The following is a 7,017-nucleotide window of genomic DNA, read 5'->3' as shown; positions in this document are numbered from 1 at the left end:
CCCCCTGGACGGTATTGTCCCCCCCCCCCGCGGGGGGCGCGGGGCGGCCCCCCCACGCCGGTCCCGTACGATCACCCCCGTGGGCCGCCCCCACGACCCCGCCTCCGCCGTGACACCGCCCGATACCCTCGCACCGCGCCCGGCCCCGATGACCCGAGCGCGCCTCCGGGTCGAGATCGCGATCGTCCTCGGTCTCTCGCTCGGGGCGTCGGCCGTCTACTCGGTGCTCTCGATCGTGAACCGGCTCACCCAGCAGACCGCGCTGTCGCAGCAGACGGCCACGCTGAACTCGCCGCTGAGCAGTCGCGAATTCTTCGACCTCGCCTACCAGGTGCTCGGCGTGGCGGTGGACCTCGTGCCCGTGCTGCTCGTGGCGTTCCTGCTGTGGCGCGAGGAGCGGCCACACCTGGGCCGGCTCGGCGTCGACTTCTCGCGCGCGGGCCGGGACACCCTCGGTGGCGTCGGCCTGGCCCTCGCGATCGGCATCCCCGGCATCGGCCTCTACCTCGTGGGCAAGGCCCTGGACCTCACCGTCACGGTGGTGCCGACGAACCTCGGCGAGCACTGGTGGACCGTCCCCGTGCTGCTGCTCTCCGCCCTCCGAGCCGGGGTGACGGAAGAGGTGATCGTCGTCGCGTACCTGTTCGCGCGCCTCCGTGACCTCGGCTGGCGGACCTGGCCGATCATTGTGACGGCGGCCCTGCTGCGGGGCAGCTACCACCTCTACCAGGGGTTCGGCGCGTTCGTCGGCAACGTCGTCATGGGCGTCGCGTTCGGTTGGCTCTACGTGCGCTTCGGCCGGGTGCTGCCGCTCGTCGTCGCGCACGTCCTGATGGACGCGGCCGTCTTCGTCGGCTATCCGTGGGCCGCCACCGCCTTCCCGACCCTCTTCGGACTTCCGTCCTGACGCCCCGGCGGGCCGCCCCGGCCCGCCACGGCCGGAACGGGGCCTTGACACCCGTCCGGGGGGCGAGTCTGATGTACGCACGGGTCGTAGGGATCCGAGCTAGCCACACAGCGTGAGCTGTCCCCCGGGCGTCGATCGGGACGGTCGCCGCTACGTGAACGCCCTCCGCGACACTCGGCGGCCGACGTCCGAGGGACCAAGAGGAAACCGCCACCGCCCGACGGGATCGGGCGGTGGCGGTTTCCCGTCCGTGGAGCGGGCCGTGGCCTAGGCGAACGCCTCGGCCGGCGGGCAGTTGCAGAACAGGTTGCGATCACCGTAGGCCTGGTCGATCCGGCGCACCGGCGGCCAGTACTTGCCGCGAACGAGCGAGCGGACCGGGTACACGGCCTCTTCGCGCCCGTACTCGGCGGTCCACTCGCCGACGACGACCGACTCGGCCGTGTGCGGCGCACCGCGCAACGGGCTCGACTCGGACGTGTACCGACCGGAGGCCACCTCGTCGGCCTCGCCCTTGATCGCGATCATGGCATCGACGAAGCGGTCGATCTCGGCCAGGTCCTCGCTCTCGGTCGGCTCGACCATGAGGGTGCCTGCCACGGGGAACGACATGGTCGGGGCATGGAAGCCGTAGTCGATGAGGCGCTTGGCCACGTCGTCGACGGTGACCCCGGTCGCGTCGCGCAACGGTCGCAGGTCGAGGATGCACTCGTGCGCCACGAGGCCGTTCTCACCCGCGTAGAGCACGGGGAAGTGCTCGCGCAGGCGGGCGGCGACGTAGTTGGCCGCCAGGACGGCCGCCCCGGTCGCCCGGGTGAGGCCCTCGGTGCCCATCATGCGCACGTACGCCCAGCTGATCGGCAGGATGCTCGGCGACCCGTACGGAGCGCTCGAGACCGGCACGCCGGCGTGTGCGAGGCGGTCGCCGTCGGCCGCGAGGGCAGCCCCCGTGCGGCGGTCGGCCTGCTGGGCCATCGGGTGGCCGGGCAGGAACGGTGCGAGGTGGGCCTTCGCCGCGACCGGACCCACGCCCGGACCACCGCCACCGTGCGGGATGCAGAAGGTCTTGTGCAGGTTGAGGTGCGAGACGTCGCCGCCGAAGTCGCCGAAGCGCGCCACCCCGAGCAGGGCGTTGAGGTTCGCCCCGTCCACGTAGACCTGGCCGCCGGCCGCGTGCACCGCATCGGTGAGGGCGACGATGTCGTGCTCGTACACGCCGTGCGTCGACGGGTAGGTGATCATCAGCGCCGCGAGCTGGGCCGCGTGCTGCTCGACCTTGGCCCGCAGATCGTCGAGGTCGACGTTGCCGCCCTCGTCGCAGGCGACCACGACCACGCGCATGCCCGCGAGCACCGCACTGGCCGCGTTGGTGCCGTGCGCGCTCTGCGGGATCAGGCAGACCGTGCGCTCGCCGTCGCCGTTCGACAGGTGGTAACCGCGGATGGCCAGCAGACCGGCCAGCTCGCCCTGGCTGCCGGCGTTGGGCTGCAGCGAGACGGTGTCGTAGCCCGTGACCTCGGCCAGCCACCCCTCGAGCTGGCCGATCAGCTCGAGGTAACCCGCCACGTCGTCGGCCGGTGCGAACGGGTGCACGCCGGCGAACTCGGGCCAGGTGACGGCGGCCATCTCGGTCGCCGCGTTGAGCTTCATCGTGCAACTGCCGAGCGGGATCATGCCGCGGTCGAGCGCGTAGTCCTTGTCGGCGAGGTGTTTGAGGTAGCGCATCATGCTGGTCTCGCTGCGATGGGTGCGGAAGACCGGGTGCGTGAGGTAGTCGCTCGTCCGCAGCAGCGCCTCCTGCAGGCCCGAGGGGGCCGCGCCGTCGAGCAGGTCGACGCCGAGCACCTCGGCGACGACGCGGACGTCGTCCCGCGTGGTCGTCTCGTCGAACGAGAAGCGGACGCAGTCGCCGTCGACGGCGTGCAGCAGGTAACCACGGTCGTGGGCTGCGGCGACGATCTCGGTCGCCCGCCCCGGGACGAACACCTGGAGGGTGTCGAAGAACGAGTCGTTCTCGAGCTCGAGTTCGCTGGCCCCGATCGCGGCCGCCAGGTCGGAGGCGTGGCCGTGCACGCGCGCCGCGATGTGCCGCAGCCCCCAGGGGCCGTGGTAGACCGCGTACATCGACGCCATCACGGCGAGCAGCACCTGCGCGGTGCAGATGTTGGACGTGGCCTTCTCACGGCGGATGTGCTGCTCGCGGGTCTGCAGGCTGAGGCGGTAGGCGGGCTGGCCGACCGCGTCTTGGGAGACCCCGACCAGGCGACCGGGCAGCTGACGCTCGAGGCCGGTGCGGACGGCCATGTAGCCCGCGTGCGGACCGCCGAAGCCCATGGGGACGCCGAACCGCTGGCTGGTGCCGACGGCGACGTCGGCCCCGAACTCGCCGGGTGCCTCGATTAGCGTGAGCGCGAGCAGGTCGGCGGCGACGACGGCCAGGCCGCCGTGGGCGTGGGCCGCCTCGACGACGGCGCGGGGGCTCCAGACGGAGCCCGACGCCGAGGGGTACTGCACGAAGAGACCGAACGACTCGGGCAGCTCGGCGGGGTCGAGCACCGAGAGGTCGAGCTCGACGAGCTCGATGCCGACGGCCTCGGCGCGGCCGGCGAGCAGGGCCTTGGTCTGCGGGAAGGGGTCGCTGTCGACGGCGAAGACGTCGGTCTTCACCTTCGACGCACGACGGGCCAGCAACATGCCCTCGACGACGGCCGTGCCCTCGTCGAGCATCGACGCGTTCGCGGTCGTGAGCCCGGTCAGCTCGGCCACCATCGTCTGGAAGTTGATGAGGGCCTCGAGTCGACCCTGCGAGATCTCGGGCTGGTACGGCGTGTACGCGGGGTACCCGCTGGGGTTCTCGAGCACGTTGCGCTGGATGACGGCCGGGGGGACGGTGTCGTAGTACCCGAGACCGAGGGGGCTGCGCGAGACGCGGTTGCGCCCCGCGAGGGCCCGCAACTCGGCGAGCGCCTCTTCTTCGCCGATCGGCTCGGGCAGCACGCTGCCCTCGACGGCCGCGGCGTGGATCGCGTCGGGCACGGCGGCCGCGACGAGCGACTCGACGCTGTCGTGCCCCACGGCGGCGAGCATGGTCGCCTGGTCGCCCGGCGTGGTGCCGACGTGGCGGTCGACGAAACCGGAGGCGACCTGGTCGGACCAGCCGCCGAAGACGGACCCGCCCGTCTGCTCGGCGCTCATTCGGCGGTCAGCGCGACGTACTCGTCGCGTGAGAGCAGGCCCTGGCCGTCGGTCGACGACAGGGTGATCTTGATGAGCCAGCCCTCGCCGAACGGGTCGCTGTTGACGAGGTCGGGGCTGTCGACGACGGCCTGGTTGGCCTCGAGCACCGTGCCGAGCGCGGGGGCGAACAGCTCGCCGACCGACTTGGTCGACTCGATCTCGCCGACGACCGTGCCGGTCTCGACCTCGGTGCCCTCGGCGGGCAGGTCGACGTAGACGACGTCGCCCAGCTTGTCGGCGGCGTAGTCGGTGATGCCCACGGTGGCGGTGTCGCCGTCGATCAGGAGCCACTCGTGCTCGGCGGTGTACTTCAGTGCGGTGAGATCGGTCATGGCCGGTCCTTTCGAGGGAGGGGGTGCCTAGGAGCGCTTGTAGAAGGGCAGCGGGACGACGGTGGCGGCGACGGCGGTGCCGCGGACGTCGACGGCCAGCGCGGGACCGCGGTCGACGACGTCGGGGTCGACGTAGGCCATGGCCACCGGGTGGCCGAGGGTGGGCGACAACGCGCCGCTCGTGACCTCGCCGACGACGATGCCGTCGTCCGTGACGACGGGGTACCCCGCCCGCGCGGCCCGACGCCCGGTGAGCGTCAGCCCGACGAGGACGCGGGCGCCGGCGGCGGGTTCGACGTTCGAGCGCCCGACGAAGTCCTTCGCGGTGTCGACGACCCGGCCGAGCCCTGCCTGGTCGGGACGCACGTCGAGGCCGAGCTCGTGGCCGTAGAGCGGCATGCCCGCCTCGAGACGGAGCGTGTCGCGGCTGGCCAGCCCCGCGGGGACGAGCCCCCGGGGTCCGCCGGCCTCGGCGATCGCGGCCCACAGCGACGGGGCGGTCTCGGGGTCGACGTAGAGCTCGAAGCCGTCCTCGCCGGTGTACCCGGTGCGCGCGATCAGCACGGGGGCGTCGTCGAAGGTGGCCTGCAGCACGCGGTAGTACCGCAGCGTCGACAGGGGGGCGTCGGGCTGGAGGCGGTCGGCCGTGACGAGTTCGTCGAGCACGCCCTCGCTCTCGGGCCCCTGGACCGCGATCAGCGCGGGGTCGTCGCTCTCGTCGTCGACCGTGACGTCGAATCCGGAGGCGCGGGTCGCGAGGGCCGCGAACGCCGCCTCGCGGTTTCCCGCGTTGGCCACCACGAGGTAGTCGTGTTCGTCGAGGCGGTAGACGACGAGGTCGTCGACGATCCCGCCCTCGGCGGCGAGCAGGAGCGAGTACTTCGCCCGCCCGACGGCGATGGTCGAGAGGGTGCCGGCCAGGGCGTGGTCGAGGAAGGCGCCGGCGTCGGGCCCGACGACGGCGATCTCGGCCATGTGCGACAGGTCGAAGAGCCCGGCGGCGGTGCGGACGGCGTGATGCTCGGCGAGGTCGGAGTCGTACCGGACCGGCATCTGCCAGCCCGCGAAGTCGGTGAAGACGGCACCCGCGGCGACGTGGACCTCGTGCAACGGGCTGTAGCGCTCGTCGGGTTCGTCGGAACCGCTCAGGTCGTGGGCGTCGCCCGGCCCGGTGGCGATGCCCTCGGTGCCGTCGTCGGAGAGGACGACGTCGCCGTCGAGCGCGGCGGACGACTCGGTACCACGGAGGCCGTCGTCGTCGGGCCCGGGGGCGGCGGGAAGGTTCGAGGCTGCGTCGGACATCGTGCTCCTGAGAGGGACGGACCGGCCGCCAGGTGTCTCGGCCGGGAACGGTGTCGTGCGGGTGGGGCACGACGGGGCAGCCCTGCCCGGCGGTGCGCCGGTCGGGGCTCCCCCTCTGTCATGGGCCTGAGAGCTTCACCGGCCGTGGCCGGTTTTCACCGTGGGCGAGGACCGGCGAGGGGTCTGTCGACCGCCTCGCGCCTCCTGCTTTTCAGAGTGGCCAGTCCGTCGCGGTACGCGTACCTGAGAGATTGGCGGGGAGCTTGCTCCTTCGGTGCCCGGTCGGCGCAGTCTCTGCGCACCGGAGCTCTCCCGCGACGTGTTCGTGGCCCGATGTTCGATTGTGGCGTCAGCCTAGCGTCGTCGTGTGACGCGCAGGTTTCGGATGTGCACGCGATTCCTGACGCCCGGACGACGAACGACGCCCCGACCGGGTGTGGTCGGGGCGTCATGGGGTCGTCGTGGCCTGGGTCAGACGGCGCGCGAGGGCTGCCCCGGCTCGGGCGACCCGGCGGCCTCGTGCTCGGCGACGAGCTTGCGGACGTCGTCCGCCAGCTGGGCGACGCCCTCGGGCAGCATCTCGAAGCCCTCGCGGTTGCCCGGGTTGACGACGAGGCCGGTCTCGGCCGGGATGGCCTGCACGAGTTCGGCCGCCGGGAGGGTCGCCGAGAACTCGGCCACGCCCTTGACCTGCTCGCCGATCATGTCGACGTGGGTGAAGGCGGCGAGCATCGGCACGCCCTCGCGGTCGAAGAGCACGGGCTGCAGGTCGTTCAGCGACTCCTGCGCGTCGGTGGCCGTGGCGACGACGACCTGGGCGTTGACGAACTCGGCGAGCACGCTGTTCATGTCGCCCTCACCCGCCTGGCCCTTGCTGATGGCCTGTTCGAGTGCGGTCTTTTCGCGGTTGTCCGTGTCGGTCATCCGACCAGCCTGCCGGGCGAACCTCCGTGTCGGCTCAGCGTCCCGCGTGGTGAGCGGCCCCGCTGGTCGCTACCCTGTGCAGCACCCCGCCGTGTCGCACCCACCTCGAGGAGCCCTCGTGCCCCGCAGCCCCCGCCTCTGCCTGCCCCCCCGCTCCGTCGCGCCGGCCCTGGCCACCGCCGGCCTCGCCCTCGCGCTGCTCGTGTCCGGGCGCGCCGGCGGCGACCCGGCCCCCCCGCCCGCCCCGACCAGCACCGCGCTGGTCGCGCCCCCCCCGACGACCCCCCAGCCCGCCCCGACGCCGCCCCACGCCTC

General features: G+C 72.6%; 5 protein-coding genes, 1 pseudogene and 2 riboswitches. Of the genes and pseudogenes, 2 read left to right on the top strand and 4 right to left on the bottom strand.

Going from position 1 to position 7,017, the window contains the following annotated elements; translation table 11 throughout:
- Nucleotides 1-148 precede the first annotated feature (148 nt).
- Nucleotides 149-907 (top strand): CPBP family intramembrane glutamic endopeptidase, encoded by a 759-nt coding sequence (locus AEQ27_RS00580; protein WP_054144918.1) that lies wholly within the window; start codon nt 149-151, stop codon nt 905-907.
- Between the two features lie 267 nt (nt 908-1,174).
- On the opposite strand, the gene gcvP is transcribed toward AEQ27_RS00580, so the two are convergent.
- From gcvP to AEQ27_RS00560, 4 genes are all read right to left on the bottom strand, one after another.
- Nucleotides 1,175-4,102: an aminomethyl-transferring glycine dehydrogenase gene (gcvP, locus tag AEQ27_RS00575; RefSeq protein WP_082383108.1), complete on the bottom strand. Its 2,928-nt coding sequence runs from the start codon at nt 4,100-4,102 to the stop codon at nt 1,175-1,177.
- The gene (gcvH, locus tag AEQ27_RS00570) at nt 4,099-4,476 is read right to left on the bottom strand and encodes a glycine cleavage system protein GcvH (protein ID WP_043595477.1); all 378 of its coding nucleotides are present in this window, start codon (nt 4,474-4,476) and stop codon (nt 4,099-4,101) included. Before gcvH ends, gcvP begins: the two co-directional genes overlap by 4 nt.
- Nucleotides 4,477-4,503: 27 nt before the next feature.
- The gene (gene gcvT, locus AEQ27_RS00565; RefSeq protein WP_054144919.1) at nt 4,504-5,625 is read right to left on the bottom strand and encodes a glycine cleavage system aminomethyltransferase GcvT; all 1,122 of its coding nucleotides are present in this window, start codon (nt 5,623-5,625) and stop codon (nt 4,504-4,506) included.
- 261 nt (nt 5,626-5,886) lie between these two features.
- A riboswitch (glycine riboswitch) is annotated at nt 5,887-5,998 on the bottom strand.
- A gap of 1 nt (nt 5,999) precedes the next feature.
- Nucleotides 6,000-6,103: riboswitch (glycine riboswitch) on the bottom strand.
- A 146-nt stretch (nt 6,104-6,249) separates the two neighbouring features.
- On the bottom strand, nt 6,250-6,702 hold the full coding sequence (locus AEQ27_RS00560; RefSeq protein ID WP_054144917.1) for an SseB family protein: 453 nt from the start codon (nt 6,700-6,702) through the stop codon (nt 6,250-6,252).
- A 118-nt stretch (nt 6,703-6,820) separates the two neighbouring features.
- On the opposite strand from AEQ27_RS00560, the pseudogene AEQ27_RS00555 reads away from it, so the two are divergent.
- A pseudogene (locus AEQ27_RS00555) lies at nt 6,821-7,017 on the top strand (hypothetical protein); the annotation flags it as partial.

Source organism: Frigoribacterium sp. RIT-PI-h (assembly GCF_001297205.1).
In the GTDB taxonomy this organism is placed as follows: domain Bacteria; phylum Actinomycetota; class Actinomycetes; order Actinomycetales; family Microbacteriaceae; genus Frigoribacterium.
The sequence above is the reverse complement of the archived record's forward strand: the minus strand, read 5'-3'. Positions and strand labels throughout refer to the sequence as shown.